Genomic DNA, 22,886 nt, shown 5'->3' on the forward strand with positions numbered 1-22,886 from the left:
CCGGAATTCGCGCCGTGTGCAAACCCTCGCTGCCTCGTTTGCAGCGCTTACGCCGCGCGTCTTGCGGTCATGTAGTCCTCAAGTGCCGCCACCTGCTCCCCGTCGAAGCGAATTCCTCGTTTGGTCCGCCGCCACAGAACGTCGGCTGCTTCCATCGCCCATTCATGCGCCATCAGGTAATCCACTTCCAGCGCATAGAGCCCGTAGCCGAAATGCTGGCCCAGATCCTCCCGCGTCCTGGCGGCGCCCAGCATTGTCCGCGCGCGCGTGCCGTACTGGCGAACATAACGCCGGGCCTGTTTGGGATCGAGCAGCGGATAGTCTTCCTGCAATCGCGCAACCTCGGCCTCGAAGCCATCGGCCGGGAAATCCCCGCCCGGCAATGCCGCCCGGTGTGTCCAGGGCGCGGCCTTCCTGCCAAGCCGGGCCTCGATCAGTTCCAGCATCGACTCCGACAATTTGCGGTAGGTGGTGATCTTGCCGCCAAAGATGTTGAGAAGCGGTGCGCCCTCGCCCTGATCCGGCTTGAGCACATATTCGCGCGTGATTTCCTGCGCCGCCGACGCGCCATCGTCATAGAGCGGGCGCACCCCCGAATAGGTCCAGACGATGGCCGACCGCTCCACCGGTCTGGCGAAGTATTCGCTTGCCGCCGCGCACAGGTAGTCGATCTCAACATCGGAAATCGCGACATCCTTCGGATCGCCGGTGAAATCCTCGTCGGTGGTGCCGATCAGGGTAAAATCCTCCTCGTAGGGCAACGCGAAGATGATCCGCCCGTCGCCGTTCTGGAAGATGTAGGCCCGGTCATGGTCATGCAGTTTCGGAACCACAATGTGGCTGCCCTTCACCAGGCGCACATTGTGCACGTCCTTGCGGCCGACGACGCCGGACAGGATTCTGTCGACCCAGGGTCCTCCGGCATTGACGATCAGCCGCGCCTTGACTATTTCGCGCGCGCCGGTTGTCCGGTCGGCAATCGTCACCTCCCAGATACCGTCCTTGCGCTCGGCCGAAACCACTTCCGTCCGGGTCCGGATCACGGCACCACGATCGGCTGCATCACGCGCATTGAGCACCACCAGGCGGGCGTCGTTGACCCAGCAGTCGGAATACTCGAAGCCTTTCGAAAACAGCGGCTTCAGCGGCTTGCCCACAGGCGATGTCTTCAGGTTCACGGTCTTCGTGCCCGGCAGCAGCTTGCGGGTGCCGATGTGATCGTAGAGAAACAGGCCGAGCCTCAACAGCCATGCCGGACGCAGGTCGGCATGGTGCGGCAGCACGAACCGGAGCGGCCAGATGATATGCGGCGCATTGGCAAGCAGCACTTCCCGTTCGCTCAGCGCTTCGCGCACCAGCCGGAACTCGTAATGCTCGAGATAGCGCAGACCGCCGTGAATGAGCTTGGACGACCATGAGGAGGTTCCCGAGGCCAGATCGTTCATTTCCGCCAGGAAGACGGAATAGCCGCGGCCGATGGCGTCGCGGGCAATGCCGCATCCGTTGATGCCGCCGCCGATGACGAACACGTCATGGAGTTTGTCCTGCGCCATTGGGCTCCCCTGTCACGCGCATCTCGTCCGAATTCTCTAATTCGAAACAATAGCGAATGTCAAAAGAAAACAAATGAAAGCAAAACAATGCACAAACTTCTAATTTAGCCGCGTTTACAGCACCGCTTCCGCGATCAGCAGCCAGATGCCTGTCGATACCGCGGCAAGCGCGGTGCCGATAGTCATCGAGGTCGAGGCCAGCCGCTGTCCGGTCCCCAGCCGGTTGGCGATCAGCCATGAATTGACCCCGGCCGGCAGGGACGCGGCCGCAACCGCGACCTTCGCCTGCAGTTCAGGCAGACCGAGCAGCAGCGCCATACCGAGCGCCACCGCCGGCATCAGCATGAGCTTCAGCGACACCAGCGCCAACGCCTGCCGCACCTGCCCGCGGATGCCGTAGCCCTTAAGCGATACCCCCATGGCAAACAGCGCCAGCGGCCCCGCCACGCCGGCCAGGCTGGCGATCACCCGGTCGGCAACGCCGGGTATCGGGAGACCGGAAACACGGACCACAAGCCCGGCCAGGATGCCGATGATCAGCGGATTGGAGGCAAGCTGGCGCAGAAAACCCGTCACCAGCCCGAGCGCCGATTTCGCCCCGGCGCCGGCGCCGTCGCGCTTCAGCGCCCATTCGAACAGGATGATCGAGGCCGCCATCATCACCGGCAGGTGGATCGAAACGATCTGCGACAGGATCGCCAGCCCCGGCTCGCCATAGACGCCCGACATGAAAGGTATGCCGAGCAGCACCAGGTTGGAAAACCCCGCCGTCACCCCGGCGACCACGCCCGAGCGCGCGTCACGGCCGAAACCCGCCCGGATCGCCACATGCGCCGAGCTCCAGGTCACGAAGATCGCGGTGAAATAGGTCACCCACAACGCCCACGGCGCCCCGTGGTCGAATGTCGCCGTGGCGATGGTGCGAAACAAGAGCAGCGGCACGGCAATGGTGAAGACGAAATCCGACAACCCGTCGCCGGTCTCGGGCTTGAGCACCCGAAGCGCCGCCGTCCCGTAGCCGATGGCAATCAGCGTGAAGACGACGAGGATGGTTTCGGCAAAGGGGGGCATCGGGAGACTCGGGCAGCTTGATCGCGGGAGTCCGTCTTATCCGCTCCGCCGCCTGACGCAAAGCGGGGGCGATCATGTTCTGCCCGCTGGTGCGGAACCTCACTCCCCCTTGAGGGGAGGTCGGCCCCATCGCCCACCCCAAAACCCCTCCGCCCGCTTGAAGCCTCGTCCCATTGCCGCTAGGGCTTTCTCACCATCGACACAGGACAAAACCCGCCATGCCTGCTTTTTCCCGTTTCACCGCCCTGGCCAATTCCCTGCCGCCCACCGTGCCGTTTGTCGGGCCGGAAACCCAGGAGCGGGCGCGCGGTGCGGCGTTCGTGGCCCGGCTTGGCGCCAATGAGAACGGCTTTGGCCCGGCGCCGTCGGTGATCGAGGCGATTGCCCGCGCAGCACCGCTGAGTTGGCGCTACGCCGACCCGGAAAACCATGATCTCCGGGTTGCCCTTGGCGCCCATCTCGGCCTCGCACCGGAACGGGTGGTGGTCGGCGAAGGCATCGACGGGCTCTTGGGCCTGATCGTCCGGCTGGTCGTCGATCCCGGAACGCCGGTCGTCACCTCGCTCGGCGCCTATCCGACCTTCAATTTCCATGTCGCGGGCTTTGGCGGCAGGCTGGTGACCGTGCCCTACCGCGACGACCGCGAGGACCTAGACGCCCTGTTGGACGCCGCGCGCCGCGAGAACGCCGCCCTGGTCTATCTCTCCAATCCCGACAATCCGATGGGCACCTGGCATGCGGCGGAAGCGGTGACCGCATTCGCCCGGGCCCTGCCCGAAACCACCCTGCTGGTGCTCGACGAGGCCTATGGCGAGACCGCCCCCGCCTCCGCCCTGCCCGCTATTGCGGAGCTGGCCGACATGCCCAACGTGCTCCGCTTCCGCACCTTCTCGAAAGCCTATGGCCTTGCCGGCCAGCGTGTCGGTTATGTCTTTGGCGTCGAGGAGACGGTGTCTATGTTCCATAGGGTGCGCAATCATTTCGGCGTCAACCGGCTTGGACAGGTGGCAGCGCTCGCGGCATTGCAGGACCAGGCCTGGCTCGCCCATGTGATTGCCGAGGTCGAAAGGTCGCGGGACCGGATCGCGGCAATCGCGCAAGCCCAAGGTTTCACACCGATCCCCTCGGCCACAAATTTCGTCACCATCGACTGCGGCCGCGATGCGGCCTACGCCAAGGCAATCCTCGACGGCCTGGTCAGCCGCGGTATTTTCATCCGCATGCCCGGCGTCGCACCGCTCAACCGCTGCATTCGCATCTCGACAGGACCGGAGCCGGAGATCGCGCTGTTCGAGAGGGCGCTTGGGGAGGTGGTCAGCGAACTCGGCTGACCGTCCCGACGACAAAAAACAAAGGCCGCGAACGACCTGTCATGGTCAGTCGCGGCCTATGTGAAAGCCTCTCCGTTTTGCCCGGAGTTATGGCCCCCGCCTCGTTCCCCTCGAGGTAGATTGCAGCGCTGTCGGATTGTCCGGTCGGGACGCGTCCGAAACAGCATCAATGCATGGTCATCCATTCGCGTGCAGCGCGGAGTGCAGCGGCCAACTCGGCCTTGCTCATGCTTTCGGCCAGTTCGGCGCGCAGCGTGGCTGCCCGGTCCGAGCCCTTGATCGCGGCAATGTTGAGCCACTTGTGCGCGGCGATGTAATCGACTTCGCATTCGCGTCCGGTCGCATACATCAGACCCATTTCGCAGAAAACGTCGGCCTTGGCCTCGCCGCCGATGAGTGCCTGATCGTGATCGTGAATTTCGTAACGTGCCATTTTTCCAGTCCCCGTAAGAAGTTGAATTTCGTTGTCCCTGTCAGCTCCTGAGAAGCCGTCTGTTGCATGCCTGTCCGGTTTGCCCCGGCGCTGTCTTGTTGGATTGGAGTGTGCCGTTATCGATTAAAAAGCGCGTTAAATTGCATGCTTAACTGGGAACGAACAAAGTCCAAACGCTTGGTAAACTTGGGATTCTGTTAAACATCCAAGCCGTTGCGTTCCGGCCAGACTGACCGAATCCGGCGTTTTCGGCGGCGCCGGAAAAGTTACGTTCGGCTAACCAAACATGCATCGCATTTTCTGAAAATCCGACCAGAGCCCAACGCAGACACGAAAATTGCCTCGCCGCTGCAGCAGCAGTGAAGGCCATTCTGCTCCCTGAGAAATGCCAGTTTATCTTTACGTAGATCCGAGTTAAGTAAGAAATGCGCTTGAGGAAGCGCTGATACTCCTGGGAGGAACACCATGATCCGCAAATTGATTGTTGCCGGCGCGCTTGTGGCCGCCATGACTGCTCCTGCGCTCGCAGATCCGATCGAAGGAACCTGGAAAACACAGGCCGGCGACAATGCTCTCATTACCAGTTGCTCGAATGCCTTCTGCATCAAGCTCACGTCCGGCGAATATTCAGGCAAATCGATCGGCAAGATGAAGGCCACCGGCGGCGGCAACTATGTAGGCTCCATTACCAAGCCCTCCAATGGCAAGACCTATTCGGGCAGCGGTTCGCTTTCCGGATCCAAGCTCAAGATGACCGGCTGCGTGCTCAAGATCCTGTGTGAAAGCCAGACCTGGACGAAGATGTAACCCCGGGCGTCGCAGACATCTGCCACTGACACAGAGGAGATCCGCGCAGGCATTCCGGCGCGGGTCTTTCTGTATCCCGGCCTGATCAGCGCGCCTTCTGGCCGAACAGCACTTTCTGCGCATCCTTGTCGTCGGCGAGGTTGCGCCGGTATTCGATACCGATGCTGCATCCCCTTTCCACCGCCGGCCGCGCCATCAATGTCTCGAACCAGCGCTTGAGATTTGGGAAATCATCCAGATCCTGCCCCTGGTTCTTGTAGGGCCTGACCCAGCCGATCGCCGCCATGTCGGCGATCGAATAGTCTCCGGCGAGATAATCCCGGCCGGCCAGCCGCCGGTCCATCACCCCGTAAAGCCGGTTGACCTCGTTGGTATAGCGCTCGATCGCGTAGGGAACCTGCTCGGGGGCGTATTGCCGGAAATGATGCGCCTGGCCGGCCATCGGGCCGAGTCCGCCCATCTGCCAGAACAGCCACTGGTCAACTTCGGTGCGGGCCCGTTCGTCCGACGGATAGAACCGGCCGAACTTGCGGCCGAGATACTGCAGGATGGCACCCGATTCAAAAACCGAAATCGGCTCTCTGCCCGGCCCTTCCGGGTCGATGATCGCCGGCATCCGGTTGTTGGGAGCGATCGCCAGGAAAGAAGGCTCGAACTGCTCGCCCTTGCCGATGTTGATGTATTTGACCTCGTAGGGAATGCCGAGTTCCTCGAGCATGATCGTGATTTTCCAGCCATTGGGTGTCGGCCAGTAGTAGAGTTCGATTGGTTTGGTCTGGGTGGTCATCGCCATTCCTCATGTTGCCTGGGGCAGGATGTGGAATGGACGGCTGTTTGGCAATCCCCGGAAGGAGACGTTTGAAAGACGCCAAACGGCAGGGCGTGACAGGCCCTGAAATGCGGCTACGAATTCACCGCAATCCTCGGATCGGCGACCTCGGAACGCATCACGAACCGGTTCCGGCCGCGGCGTTTGGCCTGGTAGAGCGCCTCGTCGGCCTGTGACAGCACCTCGGCTTTCGAAACCGGTTCCGCGGAGGACTTCAGCGCCACACCGACACTGACTGTCACGACCTCCACCCCGTCGCTGCGGCCGGGATGGGCGATGCCGAGCGCCTCGATGGACCTGACAACCGCATTGGCGAGACGGCGAGCCTGCAGTTCCTCGGCATCCCTGATCGCGACAATGAATTCCTCGCCGCCAAACCGAGCACAGAAAAGATCGGGTGCCGAGAATGCACTCCGGAATGCGTTGGCGATCAGCTTGAGGCATTCGTCACCCGCCGGATGGCCAAGCGTGTCGTTGAACAGCTTGAAATGATCGATATCGACCATCATCACGGCAGCAGGCCGGCCGTCGGAAAACCACTCTTCCAGCCGCTCGTCGAGGAACCTCCGGTTGGGAAGCCCGGTGAGAGCATCGGTTTTCGACATTTCCTGGAACTGCTTTTCCGAAGTCTCGGCGGTCTCCGCCCGCATCCTGGCTTCCAGCGAGACGCGATAATCCCTGCAGCGGCGCCGTTCAAACAGGTAGTTGGAATAGGTCGTCAGCAGGCACACGCTTGCGAATTGAAAGCACAATGCAACCTTCAGCTCTGGATCAACACCCTGCTTCATCAAGACTGCGGAGATGGCCCAGAGCAGAACCAGGGATGAGTAGACCAGGGCATGACGGAACCTCAGCGCCATCGCCATGTTGGCAAAGACAATGCACAGGATCACTTCGGTATTCATATGAGTGCTGTGCGGTGCATCTGAATAATAGAGCATGAAAACCGGCAAGGCCGTAGCCGTCAGAATGGCCCCCAAAGCCAGCATTTCCCTCAGTCCGGAGGAAACTCTCGCCATGGCATAGGCCACCGCCAGCGAGCACGGAACAATCACGAACAAAGTCACCAGCACGATGATCCAGTAATGATCCGGTAACAGCAGATAGGTCGAGATATCGTGCAGGAGATAAAGCAGAACACCGAAGAGGATGGTGTGGCGCAAATGCGCCGCCCGCCAGCGACCGTGCTCGGCTTCATAGCGAGCTTCGGTGCAGCTGTCGAACCGCAGCAGGTAGTCGAGCACCGGTCGCTGTATGGGGCCATCTATGTCGTTATCCGTAGGCCTTCTCATATTCCAAACCTTTTGATTAGAGGGTGCGAATATGAAGGGTGTAGTTTTACATTCCAATAATCCCGCGCCGAAGCCACTGCGCTTTCAATTCATAGCATGACCAATCGGTAAACACTTCGCCGCCTGTCGGGTCGGCAAGCGCCCGCGAGCTGCCGCAACGCGGGAGGCAAAACCACAATGCTGGAGCCTGCCGGCCCGGCCAACACATCGGGTCAGCCTGTCCGGTTAACCTCTTTGAACGCCAGATGAACGCCCGTCTCAGGTGCCGTTCAGCCAGCACATGCGATGTTGCCTCCACAAGAAGGGAACGAGACGCATGAGCACCATCGCACGACGCTTCATCATCATCTGCCTGGTCTTTCTGATCTTCGCACTGCTGATGGCCGCAGCGGTCGCCAACAGCGATCGCCGCCGCAACGGCTGGAACAGCGGAGCGATCGGCGCCTGCCTCTTTCATCCCAGCCTGAACTGCACAGCATCGTTCTGATGCCGCCTTCAAAGGATTGATTTCATGAAAACCCGGATCCAGCACTCCATCACAACGCTGTTGCGCATCACCGCCCTGGTCAGCTTCCTGGTCGGCCCCGTCGGTGCCTTCGCCTACGCCCAGACCGGCGACAAGGGTCCCGGCCTGTCAGGCGCCGGATACGTTCTGTATGTCAGTCTGAAGCGCAACAGCAACTAGGCGGAAAACTGTCCATGCAGAGAGAGAGGCACAGCGGCAATATCCAGCCAACCGGCTGAAGGTCCTTTCGGTGCAGATCGTCTTTTCCTTGTAATCATTTCTCGTATATAACGATGCATGAACCAACGAATCTCTTCCCCCATCGCCAACGGCTTCATTTCACCCGAACCGGTCAAACCGCAGGAGTTTTCCGACGCGGCAAGCGCGGTTGCGGCGCTCGAAGCCATCTATGATCGCAACACCCGCTTCCTGTGCGAGGCCTTTCAAGGCCTTGCCACCGAGAAACCGGCAGGCCGCTATCGCGCCTTCTATCCCCAGATCAGCCTGGAGACGACATCCTTCGGCATGGTCGATTCCAGACTGTCCTTCGGCCACGTGGTCTCCCCTGGCCGCTACGCCGCAACCATCACCCGGCCTTCGCTGTTCCGCAGCTACCTGACCACCCAGTTCGACCTCCTGCTGCGCAACCACGGCGGGGCGCTGACAGTGTCGGAATCCGATACGCCGATCCCGCTGCATTTCGCCTTTGGCGAAGGCGCCTATGTCGAGGCGGCCGTGGCTGAGAAGCTCGAGATACCGCTGCGCGACCTGTTCGACACACCTGATCTCGCCACCACCGACGACGAGATCGTCAACGGGCTTTATGAGCCGGCCCCAGGCGAGCTGCTTCCGCTGGCGCCCTTCAAGGCGCAGCGGATCGACTATTCGCTGGCGCGGCTGTCCCACTACACGGCCACCGCACCGGACCATTTCCAGAATTTCGTCCTGTTTACCAACTACCAGTTCTACATCGACGAGTTCTGCGCTCATGCTCGCGCCCTTATGTCCGAAGGCAATGGCGACTACGAGGCCTTTGTCGAGCCCGGGAATCTGATCACGCCGCTTGGCCAAGGCAGCCCCACCGAGGGCGTTGCTCCGCCGCGCCTGCCGCAGATGCCGGCCTATCACCTGAAGCGAAAGGGCCATGGCGGCATCACCATGGTCAATATCGGCGTCGGCCCCTCCAACGCCAAGACCATCACCGACCATATCGCCGTGCTGCGCCCGCATGCCTGGTTGATGCTCGGCCACTGTGCCGGTCTGCGCAACAGCCAGAACCTCGGCGACTATGTGCTGGCCCACGCCTATGTGCGCGAGGACCACGTGCTCGATGACGACCTTCCGGCCTGGGTGCCGATTCCGGCGCTTGCCGAGGTGCAGGTCGCGGTCCAGGACGCGGTCGCCGAAGTCACCGGCCTCGACGGCTATGATCTCAAGCGCATCATGCGCACCGGCACGGTGGCCACCATCGACAACCGTAACTGGGAGCTCAGGGACCAGCGCGGCCCGGTGCAGCGCCTGTCGCAGTCGCGCGCCATCGCGCTCGACATGGAATCGGCCACCATCGCCGCCAACGGCTTCCGCTTCCGGGTGCCCTACGGAACCTTGCTCTGCGTCTCAGACAAGCCGCTGCACGGCGAACTCAAGCTTCCCGGCATGGCTTCCGCCTTCTACAAGACGCAAGTCAACCAGCACCTCAAGATCGGGCTGCTGGCGATGGAAAAACTCGCCGCCATGCCGCCCGAACGGCTGCATTCGCGCAAGCTCAGAAGCTTCTTCGAGACGGCGTTTCAGTAGCAGGCAGGAAAGGCGGGATCTGAGGATCCCGCCTTTTCTCAAGGCCGTGGCCCCAAACCAGATCTGCAAAGAGGGCGGTGCGGCCAAGACGGATTATTCACTAACGGCTGAAACGGGCTGGGAGTGATCATTTATTGCAGAATGAACAATTGGCGGGTCTGGGGACGGAAGGGAAAGGTCGGATTTTGTGTAACGTAATGTACACAGCAGCCTTTCGTCCGTCGGCAATCCAAGGGCTGCTTTTGACCCAATCCTGATCATTCACACGCCGCCAACCGCGAACACCCGTTCGCCAACGACTGTCATGCGAAGATTCCGTTCCTTGACTGTCCCGGTCTAATAGATACCCGGCGCGGCGCGGATGGCCTCCGTGTCGGATCAACAGGATGTACAGATGTCGATAGCCGAAATACCGGCGTTGTAACGCCAGTATTTCCATCCGCTTGACCCGGAATGAAAGTAATCTGCGCCTCCGAAAGTCGGGAAGCGCGCCAACAACCATGCGGAGGTTGCCGCGCGCTCGGCAAAGGCATCCAGTTCCCGCGTCATCTGCGCGCCGGTCAATGAAGAGTTGCACATACTCATGATGAAATTACTCGCCTGCCCGATGAGCGAAAGAATTTACGAATTATTATATTCTAATAATTAAGATTTTGGAATCATCCCCAAGGGGATACATCTCTTGAAGAGGGGGGGGCACATGTCCGACAACTTGGATGCGAAATTTACCACGTTGACCATTGAGGCAGTACGCAAGAACGCGAATCGTTTTTTCATCTTCTTTGTACCGGCACTCGCACTGCTGAACATTGGCGTTGCAACCATATCCGACAGAAGCGTGAGTATAACTGCTTTTTTTGCGATAGCAGCGGCCGTGGCATCGGTAGTCGCGATAAAAGTCTACAAAGAAGAGTTGACTGCCCGTACGGTAACGGGAGCCGCTTTTGCTGTGCAGATGATCGTGCTTATTTACGCAGCCTCCTCGCTTCCACCGGAATTCGTTCAGGAAGCGCACATGATGTTCTTCATCGTCAACACATTCATGCTCTTCTATCTGTGTTGGCGGTCGCTGGTGGTTTACAATGCGATTGTCGTTGGCCACCATTTGCTCCTCACATTCGCACTGCCGTCCATAATCTGGTCGGATGCGGCCTCCGGCGACGCCTTCATACATCTTGTCATTCATGCAACGATCGTTCTCGTTTCGGTTCCTCCACTCCTTCTGGCGGCGGTCAAGTTCGAGCAGGCGCTGAAGAGCAATGTGTCCGCAGTTTCAGAGGCTGATGCCTCCAAGAACGAAGCGATGAAAATGGCCGACGCGGCTGAGGAAAGCCGCAAGCTCACCATCGAAGAACAGCAGAAGTCGAATGAGTTGAAGGCGAAGACCGAAGCATCCCAGCGCTTCGTTGTCGAAAATCTCGCCAAGGGTCTGGCCGCGCTGTCACGCGGGGATTTGACCACGCATTTAAGCGACCCTTTCCCTGAAGAGTTCGAAAAGCTCAGGACGGACTTCAACCGTTCGGTGGAACAACTCGAGAGCACGCTGAACGCCATCTCTTCAAGTTCGTCCACAATCGGCGCTGGTGCCGCCGAAATCCGCAGCGGCGCGGACGATCTGGCGAAACGCAGCGAGCAACAGGCAGCATCTGTTGAAGAGACCGCTGCTGCACTCGACGAAATCACCGCTACGGTGAGCGACACGTCGAAACGTGCCGAAGACGCGGTGAAACTGGTCGTCGAAACACGCGCCAATACCGATCGCTCAGGCAAGATTGTGAATGACGCGATTGCCGCCATGGACGGGATCAATGAGTCCTCCGGCCAGATCAGCAACATCATCGGGGTTATCGACGAAATTGCGTTCCAGACAAATCTGCTGGCACTCAACGCAGGTGTCGAAGCGGCTCGCGCTGGTGAGGCCGGCAAGGGATTTGCTGTTGTGGCGCAGGAAGTTCGCGAGCTGGCACAGCGGTCCGCAAAGGCCGCCAAGGAGATCAAGGACCTGATCACGACGTCTGGCAATCAGGTTAAGAACGGTGTGGCGCTGGTCGGCCAGACCGGCACAGCGTTGGAAGAAATCGCCAAGCAGATCCAGGAAATCACCAGCAATGTCGAGGCGATCGTTAAAGGCTCGAAGGAGCAGGCCTCTGGCCTTAGCGAGGTCAATTCGGCCGTCAACTCGATCGACCAGGCGACCCAGAAGAATGCGGCAGTGGCGGAAGAGTCGAACGCAGCAAGTCATGCCCTGGCAGACGAAGTTCATACGCTGAACACATTGCTGAGCAAGTTCACGACCAAGGTGTCGAGTCGTTCGGCACCAATTGCAAGCACCGCGTCTAACGGCTCTCGTGACATCTCCAGGAATGAGGATGCGCGTGCCGCCTCCCCGGTCCGGCAGATGGTCAAAAAGGTCGCCGGTGCTTTCTCGGGTTCGAGCAGTGCCGCTGCGGAAGCATCATGGGAAGAGTTCTGACGCAAAAGCAGGCCGGCCGCCGAATTGGCGGCTGGCCCTTTTTGAGTAACAAGGTGCCCGCCGAACATGCAAGCAGCGATGACAGCGTCAGAGTATCAAAGCGAAACGAAATCCGCGCCGCCGGCTTGGATTGCCTATAGCCTGATGGCCCTGCTTTGCGTTTCGGCAAGCCTTGTGACGGGCCTTGCACCCTACTTTTCGCCGCCAGCTGTCGACCGCCCAATGGGCGTCGTCTTTTTCCCACTATCAAATGGAAGGGAAAATATGGCGCGCCTCCTTGAGGCTGATCCCAGACTTGCCATTGTCGATTCCTGGTATTCCGAAAAGATTATTTTCATTGTTACGTCCGACCCGGACTTTTCCCGCAAATTGACAGGCATTGGCGCCATTCACGCCTTCGATGCAATCGCTGCGGGTTGCCATGTGACAAATCAGGAAATTTAACGCGAAGACGCCGTCAGGTCATGATCTCAACCCCGTTTGCCCGTGCTTATAGGTAAAACCCGGAGTGCATTTCCCGAGATCTTCCCCTGAAGGAAGTGAAGGTCGTGACGCAAAGATCCCAACAAATGCGCCGAAGTAGTCGGTTGGTGCTCAGCTACGCCAATGCTAATGTCGGTTTTCGGGAAATCGCAATGTCAGTCGAACGGCCGAATGAAGGCGCGAAGCGGTCATTGAGTGGATGCATCACCAAAGTCGGCTTTGGGCCGTTTCCTGCCCTGATCTTTTTCCCCGCGTCACACCGGCTTGGGTCGATGTAACGCCCCAGTGTTCCCCGCCTTTGCCGCTTCGACTATGACCGACCGGATAACCCGCTCTGGCGGGATGAAGGGTTTGCTGGTTACGCTGCGGCAACCGCGCGACGTCAGGAGGGAGGCCATACGCAGTGTTTTACGCCGGCTCGAAGGCGTGGCTTGGTTCGGACCACGCATTAAACGAAGTCAGGCCACACACCTTGCTGACACCTGTTCGCCACCTTTGTCAGTGGTTTTTTATCTGCTTTCACAATCGCATCAGACGCAGTAAGCATCCTGATCTTTGAATTTCTGGGACATCTCATGGCGCAAAATGCCACTATCTATAAAGTCGAACTTTCAGTCTCGGACATGGATCGTCACTATTACGACACCCATAAACTGACCGTCGCGAGACACCCCTCTGAGACAGATGAACGGCTGATGCTGCGCATTTTGGCCTTTGCGCTCAATGCCCATGAGCATCTCGAAATGACAAAGGGGCTTTCAACCGACGACGAGCCGGACATCTGGCAGAAGAGTCTGACCGGCGAACTTGATGTCTGGGTGGCGCTTGGGTGTCCCAGCGAAAAGCTGATGCGCCAATCCTGCGGCAAAGCCAAAAAGGTGATCGTCTATCCCTATGGCGGCAGAACCGCCGAGATGTGGTGGGACAAGATGAAAAACAGCGTCTCCCGCTTTGACAATCTGCAAGTGACCGATTTTTCCGACAAAGACACCGGTGAACTGGCAAAGCTGGCAAGCCGCGTGATGAAGATTCAGGTCAATATCCAGGACGGCGAGGTGATGGTCAGTGTTGGCGAAAGCATCGTTTACGTCACCCCGTTGAAATGGAAGAGTGCCGCATAACGCACGGGTTGCGGGCGAAATAGGGGCTTGAGTTGCTCGGTGGCGCCCAGCAGAATCCAATCTGGCTCACCACTATCCGCATTCAAGAATGCTGCGCCGCGGCGTCCGAGCTTACGCAAACTATTGCTTCGAGCCGCGAGTGACATTCAGCCATAAAGGCCTAAGGTCCAACGAGGACCCAAATGGACCAAAGCGGCTTTCAGACATATGGATTACCAAAGCCCGCACCACAAAGGCACGGCTACAAGCAAAGTGCATCCGGCCGTAGCGCCGCCGCCCTGCCCCGCCCTCACATGTTCGTATAGACCGGCCCCTCGCCGCCCTGCGGCGGCACCCAGTTGATGTTCTGGTTCGGATCCTTGATGTCGCAGGTCTTGCAGTGGACGCAGTTCTGCGCGTTGATCACGAAGGTCGGCGTGCCATCGGTCTCCACCCACTCATAGACGCCCGCCGGGCAGTAGCGGTTGGACGGCCCGCCATAGACCTCGAGTTCCGAGGTTTTCTGCAAGGCCGGATCCTTGAGCTGCAGATGAACCGGCTGGTCTTCCTCGTGGTTGGTGTTTGAAAGGAACACCGAGGACAGCCGGTCAAACGTCAGCACGCCGTCCGGCTTCGGATAGTCGATCTTCTTGTGCTGCGATGCCGGCTCGAGCGCTGCGTAATCCGGCTTGCCGTGCCCCATCGTGCCGAAAGGCGAGATGCCGAACAGGGTGTTGAGCCACATGTCGAGACCGCCCAGCGCCACGCCGCCGATGGTGCCGAGTTTCGACCACAGCGGCTTGACGTTGCGCACCTTCTTCAGATCCTTGCCGATCTCGGACGTGCGCCAGGCCGCGTCGTAGCCCTCAAGCGTGTCCTGCGCCCGGCCCGCCGCGATGGCCTCGGCGGCGTGCTCGGCCGCCATCATCCCCGACAGCACCGCGTTGTGCGATCCCTTGATGCGGGCGACATTGACGAAGCCGGCCGAACAACCGATCAGCGCGCCGCCCGGGAACGCAAGCTTCGGCACCGACTGCCAGCCGCCTTCCGAAATAGCGCGCGCGCCATAGCCGAGCCGCTTGGCGCCCTCGAACACCGGCGCAATCGCCGCATGGGTCTTGAATCGCTGGAATTCCTCGAACGGCGACAGCCACGGGTTCTTGTAGTTGAGGTGGACGACGAAGCCGACCGCCACCTGGTTGTCCTCGAGGTGATACAGGAACGACCCGCCGCCGGTCTTCAGATCCAGCGGCCAGCCGAACGAATGCTGCACTAGGCCGGGCTTGTGATGCTCCGGCTTGACCTGCCATAGTTCCTTCAGGCCGATGCCGTATTTCTGTGGCTCGCGGCCCTCGTCGAGCTTGAATTTCGAGATCAGCTGCTTGGCCAGCGAGCCGCGCACGCCCTCGCCGATCAGCACGTACTTGCCGAGCAGCGCCATGCCGCGGGCATAGTTGGGACCCGGCTCGCCGTTGCGCTCCACGCCCATGTCACCGGTCGCGACGCCGATCACGGCCCCGTTCTCGTCGGTCAGCACCTCGGTGGCGGCAAATCCCGGATAGATCTCGACGCCCAGCGCCTCGGCGCGTCCGCCCAGCCACTTGGTGACGTTGGACAGCGAGACGATAAAGTTGCCATGGTTGTTCATCAGCGGCGGCATCAGGAAATTGGGCAGCCTGACCGATCCGCCCGGTCCGAGCACCAGGAAATGGTCGGCCTTGACCGGCGTCTTGAACGGATGTTCGGGGTCGTCGCGCCAATCGGGAATGAGCTTGTCGATGCCTATCGGATCCACCACCGCGCCCGAGAGAATATGCGCGCCGACTTCGCCACCCTTTTCCAGAACAACGACTGTCAGGTCCGGATTGACCTGCTTGAGCCGGATCGCGGCCGACAGACCGGCGGGTCCCGCGCCCACGATCACCACATCGAATTCCATGCTCTCGCGCTCTGGAAGCTCATTCACATCAGTCATCGGACGTCCTCACCTCTTTGATCCGGCGACGCCCTGGCGAGGCAGACGCGCAGATTCAACACAACATCGGGCCCGGCGTTTCAGGCTGGAAGTCCGGGCAGGACCGCCCGCCCTCCAGGCAACACCGGCTGGCCTCGCGGCCGTTACATCCTGTTTGGCAAATGACGCGACCGAAGTCGAGCCGGGATGCGACAGGTTTTGCATTGTTCTCTAGCAAATATTGACGTGAACGTAAACGTCAGGAAGCACCGCGAACAACCCATCCCACGACGAGCATTGCCCGCAGGAGAACGGATCGTGTGATTTGGAAAGGTCCGATCACCGCCATTGGGATACGCATTGCGAACCGCCACGCAAGCGAACGTCAGCGAGGTCACGTCCGGTCCGGCGCTCAGGCCATCCGGGCAAACATCGGTTGCATATCCAGGACGAGAACCGCACCGGCGATGGCATTGCCGGGCACTGTCAGCGGCGTCATCCGGCAATTGATCTCGAACATCCGTCCATGAGCGTCCGCTGCTTCGTAGGTGTAGGAAAGGCGGGCACCGCCGAAACACTGGTCGATTCGCGGCTTCGCCCTGGTCTGGAACCGGTTGCTGTCAATCATGTCGAGCAGGTGGCGGCCGATGAAGTCCGACGGACGCTTGTTGTGAAATTCGGCGTTGCGTCGATTGCAGTAGATATAGCGATAATCGAGGTCGAAGACTGCGACCCGCTCCTGCAGCGAGTCCAGAATGAGTTCATGCAGGGCAGGATCATAGCCTTCCGGCAACGGGTGCATTTCTTTCTTGGGCGCCAGAGGCCTCGGGCCGCGGGTCGATTCGAGGTACCGGACAAACAAGGTCGACATCATTGTCGTGTAGCGCCTTACACTGCTGTCATCCTCGCAGTTCTTCATCGCAAGACGATTGAAAAAGGCTATCTGCGCCATGATCTCGTTGTGATCACGGGCCTCAAAGTCAAATATCTGACGGGTCAACGGTAGGAGTTGGGCATCGACGCGATTGATTTCGTTTTCATCACCATGACGCACGGCAAGAAGCAGTTCATTGCCAAGCTGGTCAAATTTCTGGATCAGAGCGGATAGCATCAAGCCCTCGATTGTCTTCCCCGGCTACTTTAGAAGTTCCTGTATAGTAGTATTTTCCGATCTTTCGCAAGTCGACTGAAGTCTCCCTGGTTTGACCTGAACCGATCAACGCCGGACTGAAACACGCGCCGCTAAGACCAATGACATGCGAACACACCGTGTCCACAATAAAAATAATTTGACCGGCAGAAGCCAACACACTCTATTTGCTCGATAATCAACCATAAACCTCCACTCGGAAGGACTGCCCGAAGGCTTTCTTTGCCCGATGGCGCAGGCTGACATCGACAACCAGGCATCCTCTTGTGGCTCATAAGAAATTCAGGTTTTTTTTCTAAAGACGCCGACCAACATCCCGGACCATCCCGTCAAGCCCTCGATCACCGCGTGCGCAATGCAATGCCTGCCCCCGGCGCAGACCTGTGCAGTGAATGAACGGGGAAGGCAACATGGAGATCTGCAGCGAGGCTAATGCGATGCTCGTTCAGCCAGCCTGGTCAGGTCCGGGACTTCGACCTTGCGATTGTTCCGGATCAGGATGACCCCGTCCTTGCGCAGCTTCGTCATCTGCCGGCTCACCGTTTCAATGGTCAGTCCAAGGAAGTCGGCGATGTCGGAGCGCGTCAGCGGCAGTTCGAAACTGACGGAACCTTCATCCATTTCCGGGTTGACGTGGGTGGCGATCAGATAAAGAAAGCTCGCGACCTTCTCCGACGCGGTCTTCCGCCCGAGCGTCAACATCCAGTCGCGCGCCTCATCGAGTTCCTTCAGGGTCTGCTCCAGCAACTTGTGCTCAAGCATCGGCGTGTCCCTGATCATGCGTTCGATCGTGGTTCTGGGAAAACTGCAGATATTCACTTCGGTCGCCGCATCCGCCGTGATCCCGCTGTCGGAGCGGAACGGCCGCCCGAGGAAATCGGGTGCGAATTGAAGTCCGACAATCTGCTGCCGGCCGTCCGCCATCATCTTCGTCAGCTTCACCACTCCGGATATGATGTTGGCATAGCTGTCCGTTTGCTGGGTCTCGCCGATCAGCTCCACCCCGGAATCGATGCGCTTGCGGGTCGACTGCTTGTTGAGACTGACAAGCTGATCTGCCGACAGCGCCCCGCAGACGCCCCTGTGGCGCGCTTCGCAGGCCCGGCAGAGCGCAGGAATGTCGGAATTGTGGATGTCTTTGCGCGGCGCGTCCATCAAATCCTCATTGGCGCTAGAACCATTTGGCCTTCGCACCCGGCAACATCGCGATTCAGGCCCTTTGGGCACCTCGGGTTTGCGATCAAAGAACAGCGCGGTTTGATCAAAGTCAAGGCGGGAAAGCGCGCAGCAGTCAATGTGCTGTGTGATACAAGAGAGACCGCAACATGCAAAAAGACTTCGTTCGCAAGCACGGTGGCCCGGCGCCGCGCTATACCAGCTACCCGACCGCCCCGCATTTTCATGCAGGCATAGATGGCGATGTCTACGCCCGCTGGCTGCGCCAGCTGACATCCGGACAGACGCTGTCTCTCTACATCCACATCCCTTGGTGCGATCGCCTTTGCTGGTTCTGCGGCTGCAACACCAAGCAAACCCTGAAATACGAGCCCCTGAAAACCTATCTCGCCGCCCTGGAAAACGAGATGGAAACGATTTCCAGCCTGATCGATCCCGGCTGCAAGGTTACGGCGCTTCACCTGGGCGGCGGGTCGCCGACGATGTTGCACCCTGACGACATGATTGCGCTCAACCAGATGCTGCGCAGCCGGTTTGACTTCGAACCGGACGCGGAAATCAGCGTCGAGATGGATCCCAACGACCTGACCGCTGAAAAATACGATGCGCTGGCGGAAATCGGCATGACCCGCGCCTCCATCGGCGTGCAGGATTTTGACGAAAAGGTACAAAAGGCGATCAATCGCGAACAGACATTCGAACAGACCCGTGAGGTCGTCGAGCAGGTGCGCGCCCGCGGCGTGAGATCCGTCAACTGCGATGTTCTTTACGGTCTGCCGCATCAGACCCGCCATTCCGTCGACCGCACCATCAAACAGGTTCTCTCCCTGAAACCGGACCGAATCGCGCTTTTCGGCTACGCCCATGTTCCGTGGATGAAGACACACCAGAAAATGATCGATGAGTCGGTGTTGCCGGATCTGACCGAACGATTCGCGCAGATGAATCGCGCCGCCTCGTCGCTCACATCGGCGGGGTACACCGCGATCGGCATCGACCATTTCGCATTGCCTGCCGACAGTCTGGCGATAGCCGCCGCCTCCGGCACGATGCGCCGCAATTTTCAGGGCTATACCAGCGACACCGCCGACGCCCTCATTGGCATGGGCGCCTCTTCGATCGGCCAGCTGCCCCAGGGCTACGTCCAGAATCAGCCGTCCACCGGCGAGTACCAGCGGCAGGTCAATCTCGGCAACCTGCCGGTTGTGCGCGGTTTCGAGCTGTCGACGGAAGACCGCATCCGGGCCCGCATCATCGAGCTTCTGATGTGCGATTTCGCTTTCTCGTTCGCCACCATCCGGCACGAGTTTGGCGGCGCCGCCGAGAACATCCTTGACGAAGCCGAATATCTGGCACAATGCGACACCGACGGCATGATCGGGTTTTCCGGTGGTCTTTTCCAGATCACCCCGAAGGGCCGACCATTCGTTCGCTCGGTGGCGTCTGCTTTCGACGGCTACTTCGGGACCGGCGTGGCACGCCATTCGCTTGCAGTCTGATCTTTCCGTTCCCATTTGATGGCGGCAGACAGGTTGGCCTGAAACAGCGGAACAAAGAAGCCATTGGCTTTTGCGCCGGATTTTTCTATAGGTTCGGCCAAACCATCATCCAATGAGGAAATGAGCGTGACCGCAACATTTGACAAGGTCGCCGACATCATCGCCGAGACCAGCGAGATTGACCGCGACTCCATCACCCCCGAAAGCCACACAATCGACGATCTGGGCATCGACAGCCTCGATTTCCTCGACATCGTGTTTGCCGTCGACAAGGAATTCGGCATCAAGATCCCGCTCGAGCAGTGGACTCAGGAAGTCAATGACGGCAAGGCTTCGACCGAAGAATACTTCGTGCTTGGCAATCTTTGCGCCAAGATCGACGAGCTGAGGGCCGCAAAGGGCTGACGCCCGGCGCGGCGGGGCAAGTCATGCAGCTTGAATATTTTCAGATGATCGACCGGATCGAGGCGCTTGACCTCGAGGCCGCAACACTCATCGCAAGCTCGACGGTCCCCGACACCAGCCCCGTATTCGAGGGTCATTTTCCCGGCATGCCGCTGGTGCCAGGTGTCCTGCTCATCGAGACAATGGCCCAGGCCTGCGGCTTCGTGATTCTGGCCAAGACCGGCTTTGCGGCGATGCCTTTCCTGATGGCAGTCGATGGCGCCAAGATGCGCGATTTTGTCAAACCGGGAGCCGCTTTGGAAATCACGGCCGTTCTTGAGCACGAAGGCTCGGGCTACGCGGTCACCAAGGCAAGAATAACAAGCGGCGGCAAGAAGGTGGCTGACAGCCAGCTCAAGTTCAGAACCGTTGCTTTCGATCAGGTCCCGCTTGCCGATATCGTGCGAACCCGTGCCGGCGAAGTGGGCCTCTTGACCGCAATGGCGAAGGCTGCAGGAGAACGGCAATGACAGATACGCGCCATCAGGTTGTCGTGACCGGCGTCGGTCTGGTGACTTCGCTCGGAGTCGGATGCCAGGCTCACCGCGAGCAGTTGATGGCGGGCACCGTGCCGGCCAGGGTGATCGACAGCGAGCGCTTCCCGCCCTACACCATCCACCCCCTGCCCGAGATCGACTGGTCGGCGCAGATTCCGCGTCGTGGCGACCAGCGCCAGATGGAGAACTGGCAACGGCTGGGCGTTTATGCGGCCGGCCTCGCGCTTGATGACGCGGGCCTGAAGGAAGACGCCGAAGCCTGCGCCTCGATGGACATGATCGTTGCCGCCGGCGGCGGCGAACGCGACATCGCGGTCGATACCCTGATTGTCGAGGAAGGCCGCAAGCGCAACGACCGCGAGCAGCTGCTCAACGAGAAACTGACAACCGAGTTGCGCCCGACCCTGTTCCTGGCGCAACTGTCCAACCTTCTGGCCGGCAACATTTCCATCGTCCACAAGGTAACCGGCTCCTCGCGCACGCTGATGGGCGAGGAAGGCGCGGGGATCTCGTCCGTGGAAACCGGCTATGCCCGCATCGCCGCCGGACAATCAACCCACTGCCTCGTGGGCGGCGCCTATCTCGCCGAGCGGCTCGATCTGCTGATGATCCGCGAGGCGATCCAGTCGCTGGGCAAGGACCCAAAACAGCCATTCTGGACCGGTGACGGCAGCGCAAGCGGCATGAACCTGGGAACAGCGGGGGCATTTCTGGTGCTCGAATCGCTTGACCATGCCCAGGCGCGTGGCGCCCATGTCTACGCCCGGCTCGACGCTGTTCTGGGAGATCGCGGCTCACGCGAGGGTGATCGCCTGGAGCAACGGCTTGCCCGGCTCGCCGATGACACCGGCGCAACGGGCGGCGAGGACACCGTCGTGTTCTCCGGCGCCACCGGCCTGCCGGAACTCAGCGCCCGCGAACGGGCCTTCCTTGAAGCACAGTTTCCGGCCACACCGATCCGCACGATCAGCGCCCTGTTTGGCCATGCCATCGAGGCACAGTTCCCCGCGGCTGTCGCGCTGGCCTGTCTGGCGCTTGATGACGATGCACCGGTCAGCCCCTTTGCGGCCGGTGAAGACGCCGTTGCAACAAGAGCTGCCAACTCGGCGATCGTGACCACCATTGGCCATGTTCGCGGTGAAGGCATGGCCCGACTGACGAGGATGTCATGAGCAAAGCCGCCTATAGGGACCATCTTGGCCGTCCGCTTGTCGCGGTGACCGGCATGGGCGTCGTTTCCTCCCTAGGCCAGGGAGTGACAGACAACTGGCAGGCGCTCACTGCCGGTCGGTCCGGCATCCACCCGATCACGCGGTTTCCGTCCGAAGGTCTGTCCACCCGCATCTGCGGCACCGTCGATTTCATCGACATCCCGGCGCCGACAACGGTCGAGCGCTCCTTTGCCTTTGCACGCGAAACCACGGTCGAGGCCCTGGCCGAGGCTGGCATCTCGGGCGATTTCAATGGCCCGCTGTTCCTCGCGGCTCCGCCGATCGAACCCGAATGGATCACCCGTTTCGACCTCGGTGACCGCGTCAGACCGGAACAGATGACCGGAAACGCCTATGACCAGTTTCTCGCCGTCCTGCGCGAGAAGGCCGATCCCGTCGCGCACGAGTCAATGCTGTTCGGATCGATTTCGGAGCGCCTGGCCGACAGGTTCGGAACCCGCGGACTGCCGGTTACCCTCTCGACTGCCTGCGCTTCCGGCGCCACCGCCATCCAGCTCGGCGTCGAGGCAATCCGCCAGGGCCGCACCGATCGTGCGCTGAGCGTCGCTACCGACGGATCCGTCAGCGCCGAAGCCCTGATCCGCTTCTCGTTGCTTTCCGCACTGTCCACCAACAACGATCCGCCGGAGAAGGCCTCCAGGCCGTTCACCAAGGATCGCGACGGTTTCGTCATCGCCGAAGGTTCCGCCACCCTGGTGCTCGAATCCCTGGAAGCCGCCGTCGCGCGCGGCGCAAAGGTTCTCGGCATCATCAGCGGATGCGGCGAAAAGGCCGACGATTTCCACCGCACCCGTTCCTCGCCCGGCGGTGCGCCGGCGATCGCCACCATCCGCGCCGCCCTCGAAGACGCCGGACTTTCGGCCGATGAAATCGGCTACATCAACGCCCACGGCACCTCGACCCCTGAAAACGACAAGATGGAATATCTGGCGCTGTCGACGGTGTTCGGCGATCGCATGCCCGACGTTCCGGTGTCCTCGAACAAGTCGATGATCGGTCACACGCTGACGGCTGCCGGCGCTGTGGAAGCCGTGTTCTCGCTTCTGACCATTAGCACCGGCACGCTGCCGCCCACGATCAATTACGACAATCCGGACCCGTCGATTTCGCTCGACGTGGTGCCCAACATCAAACGCGATGCCAACGTCACCAGCGTTCTCTCCAATTCATTTGGATTCGGCGGACAGAATGCATGCCTTGTCATGTCGGCTGAACCCGCTTAAGTCATCTCCCGCCAAGGCGACGGCTCCGACCATACGC

Annotated in this window: 22 protein-coding genes; 13 read left to right on the forward strand and 9 right to left on the reverse strand. The window is 60.1% G+C overall.

The features are described 5' to 3' along the window. Positions 1–47: 47 nt before the first annotated feature. Together glpD and O4H62_RS09925 are read right to left on the reverse strand one after the other, a co-directional pair. Complete coding sequence (glpD, locus tag O4H62_RS09920; protein WP_269387374.1) at positions 48–1,553, reverse strand: glycerol-3-phosphate dehydrogenase; 1,506 nt, start codon at positions 1,551–1,553, stop codon at positions 48–50. A 114-nt stretch (positions 1,554–1,667) separates the two neighbouring features. Beyond that, positions 1,668–2,624, reverse strand: a complete 957-nt coding sequence (locus O4H62_RS09925; RefSeq protein ID WP_269387375.1) for an AEC family transporter — start codon at positions 2,622–2,624, stop codon at positions 1,668–1,670. A gap of 218 nt (positions 2,625–2,842) precedes the next feature. Between O4H62_RS09925 and O4H62_RS09930 the strand changes: the two genes are divergently transcribed. After that, positions 2,843–3,955, forward strand: a complete 1,113-nt coding sequence (locus O4H62_RS09930) for a pyridoxal phosphate-dependent aminotransferase (RefSeq protein ID WP_269387376.1) — start codon at positions 2,843–2,845, stop codon at positions 3,953–3,955. A 166-nt stretch (positions 3,956–4,121) separates the two neighbouring features. Here the strand turns inward: O4H62_RS09930 and O4H62_RS09935 are convergent, their stop codons facing one another. Further along, positions 4,122–4,388, reverse strand: coding sequence for a sel1 repeat family protein (locus tag O4H62_RS09935; protein WP_269387377.1), 267 nt, complete (start codon positions 4,386–4,388; stop codon positions 4,122–4,124). A 465-nt stretch (positions 4,389–4,853) separates the two neighbouring features. Between O4H62_RS09935 and O4H62_RS09940 the strand changes: the two genes are divergently transcribed. Then, the gene (locus O4H62_RS09940; protein ID WP_269387379.1) at positions 4,854–5,195 is read left to right on the forward strand and encodes a DUF2147 domain-containing protein; all 342 of its coding nucleotides are present in this window, start codon (positions 4,854–4,856) and stop codon (positions 5,193–5,195) included. An 85-nt stretch (positions 5,196–5,280) separates the two neighbouring features. Here the strand turns inward: O4H62_RS09940 and O4H62_RS09945 are convergent, their stop codons facing one another. Together O4H62_RS09945 and O4H62_RS09950 are read right to left on the reverse strand one after the other, a co-directional pair. Then, the gene (locus tag O4H62_RS09945; RefSeq protein ID WP_269387380.1) at positions 5,281–5,982 is read right to left on the reverse strand and encodes a glutathione S-transferase family protein; all 702 of its coding nucleotides are present in this window, start codon (positions 5,980–5,982) and stop codon (positions 5,281–5,283) included. A 116-nt stretch (positions 5,983–6,098) separates the two neighbouring features. Next, entirely contained in the window at positions 6,099–7,316 is a 1,218-nt protein-coding gene (locus tag O4H62_RS09950) for a GGDEF domain-containing protein (RefSeq protein WP_269387381.1), read from the reverse strand. A gap of 316 nt (positions 7,317–7,632) precedes the next feature. Between O4H62_RS09950 and O4H62_RS09955 the strand changes: the two genes are divergently transcribed. The 3 genes from O4H62_RS09955 to O4H62_RS09965 all read left to right on the forward strand — a co-directional run bounded on the left by O4H62_RS09955 (position 7,633) and on the right by O4H62_RS09965 (position 9,618). Beyond that, the gene (locus O4H62_RS09955; protein ID WP_269387382.1) at positions 7,633–7,803 is read left to right on the forward strand and encodes a hypothetical protein; all 171 of its coding nucleotides are present in this window, start codon (positions 7,633–7,635) and stop codon (positions 7,801–7,803) included. 24 nt (positions 7,804–7,827) lie between these two features. Continuing rightward, entirely contained in the window at positions 7,828–8,001 is a 174-nt protein-coding gene (locus O4H62_RS09960; RefSeq protein WP_269387383.1) for a hypothetical protein, read from the forward strand. Between the two features lie 117 nt (positions 8,002–8,118). Continuing rightward, on the forward strand, positions 8,119–9,618 hold the full coding sequence (locus O4H62_RS09965; RefSeq protein WP_269387385.1) for an AMP nucleosidase: 1,500 nt from the start codon (positions 8,119–8,121) through the stop codon (positions 9,616–9,618). 378 nt (positions 9,619–9,996) lie between these two features. Here O4H62_RS09965 and O4H62_RS09970 read toward each other — a convergent pair whose 3' ends face one another. Further along, entirely contained in the window at positions 9,997–10,203 is a 207-nt protein-coding gene (locus O4H62_RS09970; protein WP_269387387.1) for a hypothetical protein, read from the reverse strand. A 115-nt stretch (positions 10,204–10,318) separates the two neighbouring features. On the opposite strand from O4H62_RS09970, the gene O4H62_RS09975 reads away from it, so the two are divergent. The 3 genes from O4H62_RS09975 (at position 10,319) to O4H62_RS09985 (ending at position 13,695) form a co-directional block, all read left to right on the forward strand. Then, on the forward strand, positions 10,319–12,091 hold the full coding sequence (locus tag O4H62_RS09975) for a methyl-accepting chemotaxis protein (protein WP_269387388.1): 1,773 nt from the start codon (positions 10,319–10,321) through the stop codon (positions 12,089–12,091). A gap of 66 nt (positions 12,092–12,157) precedes the next feature. Continuing rightward, the gene (locus O4H62_RS09980) at positions 12,158–12,535 is read left to right on the forward strand and encodes a hypothetical protein (protein WP_269387389.1); all 378 of its coding nucleotides are present in this window, start codon (positions 12,158–12,160) and stop codon (positions 12,533–12,535) included. A gap of 614 nt (positions 12,536–13,149) precedes the next feature. Beyond that, positions 13,150–13,695, forward strand: a complete 546-nt coding sequence (locus O4H62_RS09985) for a YaeQ family protein (protein ID WP_269387390.1) — start codon at positions 13,150–13,152, stop codon at positions 13,693–13,695. Positions 13,696–13,984: 289 nt separating this feature from the next. Here O4H62_RS09985 and O4H62_RS09990 read toward each other — a convergent pair whose 3' ends face one another. The 3 genes from O4H62_RS09990 to O4H62_RS10000 all read right to left on the reverse strand — a co-directional run bounded on the left by O4H62_RS09990 (position 13,985) and on the right by O4H62_RS10000 (position 17,933). Next, on the reverse strand, positions 13,985–15,649 hold the full coding sequence (locus O4H62_RS09990) for an electron transfer flavoprotein-ubiquinone oxidoreductase (protein WP_269387391.1): 1,665 nt from the start codon (positions 15,647–15,649) through the stop codon (positions 13,985–13,987). A 391-nt stretch (positions 15,650–16,040) separates the two neighbouring features. After that, on the reverse strand, positions 16,041–16,739 hold the full coding sequence (locus tag O4H62_RS09995) for a PAS domain-containing protein (RefSeq protein WP_269387392.1): 699 nt from the start codon (positions 16,737–16,739) through the stop codon (positions 16,041–16,043). 468 nt (positions 16,740–17,207) lie between these two features. Beyond that, entirely contained in the window at positions 17,208–17,933 is a 726-nt protein-coding gene (locus O4H62_RS10000) for a Crp/Fnr family transcriptional regulator (RefSeq protein WP_269387394.1), read from the reverse strand. 170 nt (positions 17,934–18,103) lie between these two features. Between O4H62_RS10000 and hemN the strand changes: the two genes are divergently transcribed. The 5 genes from hemN (at position 18,104) to O4H62_RS10025 (ending at position 22,849) form a co-directional block, all read left to right on the forward strand. Next, positions 18,104–19,453, forward strand: coding sequence for an oxygen-independent coproporphyrinogen III oxidase (gene hemN / locus O4H62_RS10005; protein ID WP_269387396.1), 1,350 nt, complete (start codon positions 18,104–18,106; stop codon positions 19,451–19,453). Positions 19,454–19,573: 120 nt separating this feature from the next. Beyond that, entirely contained in the window at positions 19,574–19,858 is a 285-nt protein-coding gene (locus O4H62_RS10010) for an acyl carrier protein (protein ID WP_152599498.1), read from the forward strand. Between the two features lie 23 nt (positions 19,859–19,881). Beyond that, a complete protein-coding gene (locus O4H62_RS10015; RefSeq protein WP_269387398.1) occupies positions 19,882–20,367 on the forward strand; it encodes a 3-hydroxyacyl-ACP dehydratase FabZ family protein in 486 nt (161 codons plus the stop codon). Continuing rightward, a complete protein-coding gene (locus tag O4H62_RS10020; protein ID WP_269387400.1) occupies positions 20,364–21,566 on the forward strand; it encodes a beta-ketoacyl-ACP synthase in 1,203 nt (400 codons plus the stop codon). The genes O4H62_RS10015 and O4H62_RS10020 overlap by 4 nt, the downstream gene beginning before the upstream one ends. Then, complete coding sequence (locus tag O4H62_RS10025; protein ID WP_269387401.1) at positions 21,563–22,849, forward strand: beta-ketoacyl-ACP synthase; 1,287 nt, start codon at positions 21,563–21,565, stop codon at positions 22,847–22,849. The genes O4H62_RS10020 and O4H62_RS10025 overlap by 4 nt, the downstream gene beginning before the upstream one ends. Positions 22,850–22,886 lie beyond the last annotated feature (37 nt).

Source organism: Parahoeflea alexandrii (genome assembly GCF_027214025.1).
Taxonomy (GTDB): Bacteria; Pseudomonadota; Alphaproteobacteria; order Rhizobiales; family Rhizobiaceae; genus Hoeflea; species Hoeflea alexandrii_A.